Source organism: Ectobacillus funiculus, from assembly GCF_004138295.1.
GTDB classification, from domain to species: Bacteria; Bacillota; Bacilli; order Bacillales; family Bacillaceae_G; genus Ectobacillus; species Ectobacillus funiculus.
Genome location: NZ_SCFM01000104.1, coordinates 1 through 1956 on the forward strand (window position 1 = coordinate 1; position 1956 = coordinate 1956).

Genomic DNA, 1956 nt, shown 5'->3' on the forward strand with positions numbered 1-1956 from the left:
TATTTAAGCCTGTTTCTTTAACTGTTTGATGTAATATTACTTTAAACTGTTTAATCTTTTTTTCTAAATCCTCAATATCCGTAAACAACATAATAAATAATTCCCCTGATCATCCATTGTACATTGTAATAGGTTTCTTTATGTACAAGTAATATTATGTGAAAAATCCTATATGATTGGAATACATATGACAAAACTTCTTATAAGATGACAGACAATTTCTTATGATTTTACATAATTCGCAAAAGCGGAAATTATTTGCATTTTATAAATTTACTATGTAAGGGGAGTAAAAAACTAAATAGACAAAAAATACTCTCCAGCTAAGCGATCTGGAGAGTATTCGTGTTCACATAATCGGTGAAAACGGAAGTAAATACATATGATTGGCGAAGAAGGGACTAACAATGTACTTGATACTTTGAGGGCAGGTATAAGCATGTTGTTCTGACGTAAACTAAGGAGACTATAACTTCTAATAGGGAGACTGTGTTGCAAATGAAATTAGTACGAATAGCATTATGGATTTTCAGTATACTACTTAGCATTCCTGTTCTGTTAGTAGTGCCTTTACGGCACTACTTTGGAATAAAATTAGGGGATTGGGTGATTTTGGTTACCTGGGGTTTTATGCTATTTGTTTTGTTGTTGCTTGCTGTTCCAAAATCGGAGAAAACAGACGTCTCTTCGTCTAATAGTGAAGAAACAACGTAGTAAGAGGACATATCCAACATGGTTATGTCCTCCTTGTATACTGTATACATGTGAAGTTAACATAACTCCTCATTATCGGAAGTTCTTGATCCACAGAATCCCCATGATAGCAACATTCTGTCCGATATATGAAATTTCACGTTATGCAAGATTTTATACAATGCAGAAATGGCAAGGTTTGCAGCCACCTTGCCATTTTATTTCCCGCTTTGAAATTGTATAAAATCTTGCATAAAAATTTGGAAATGACAGATAGTAGAAAGAGCGAACTATTAGATTTTCTCCCTTTATTTAGAAAAAACCGCGCTTACCATAAGCACGGTTTTTTCTTCATGTTTTCCAAAAGTGCCACCATTTTTTTTGTTGTGCAGCTTTTACCTCTTGTATGTCTCTAACGACTTCCATGAGCTGGCGATCACGCTCGTCAAGCCTGCGTTCTTGTTCTTCTAATTTTGTATCAATGTACCTTTTCAGAGCCTCGATTTGTTCTATATATTGCTGTTCTTGCTGTCCCTGTTGCTCTTTATGTTGGTTTAACTGTTGTTCCAATTGTTCCAACCTATTTGAAATAACCAATTCCTTCTGAAGTTCCTTATTTGGAACGGATGTAACAGGTTCGGGAACATTTATAACGTGTTCCGTAAGTTCCAGAACTTCCATAACACATTGTTGAATGGTTTTTCCTCCAGAAGCATGCAATGACATGAATGTTTTCAGCATCTCTACATCTGATTTTGTATAAGCAAGTAGTCCATTTTCTTTTCTAAAGCGAATGCCTGCCTTTGAGAAGTGAAGATTATATTTCCGTAATGTCGTTGGTGTAATGTTTAACATTCTTGCGACTTCATCGCTTGAATATTTTGGCTCATTTCCAACCAAGCGTAACATCTCTTTCACCTCCTACTGTTGTTACATTCGTTCCAAGCTTTGGAACTCCTGCCATAACAATTAAGAACATGTATAACTTGTTATGGAAGTTATGGAAATTCCGTAACAAGTTCTTAAGTAGGAATATCACAGCATATACTGGCGTATAATCGCCATTTTAAGGCGCCAGTAATAGGCTATGATTAGAACCTAGTAATCATAAAAAAACGCCTCAGAATCCATTCTGAGGCGTTTTTTTGTAAGGACACTAGATCATGCTCGTGTCAACGGTACCGGACCGGACCCGGAAGGGAACGGGAGGATAAGGAGTTGACACGTTCACTATGCCCAGACCCTCTTGGATTGTCAAAACGG

Annotated in this window: 2 protein-coding genes; one reads left to right on the plus strand and one right to left on the minus strand. The window is 36.5% G+C overall.

Annotated features, from left to right (window positions below):
- The first annotated feature begins 498 nt into the window (after positions 1-498).
- Entirely contained in the window at positions 499-714 is a 216-nt protein-coding gene (locus EP737_RS24820) for a hypothetical protein (protein WP_129732047.1), read from the plus strand.
- Between the two features lie 330 nt (positions 715-1044).
- On the opposite strand, the gene EP737_RS24825 is transcribed toward EP737_RS24820, so the two are convergent.
- The gene (locus tag EP737_RS24825; RefSeq protein WP_129732049.1) at positions 1045-1602 is read right to left on the minus strand and encodes a DUF3967 domain-containing protein; all 558 of its coding nucleotides are present in this window, start codon (positions 1600-1602) and stop codon (positions 1045-1047) included.
- Positions 1603-1956 lie beyond the last annotated feature (354 nt).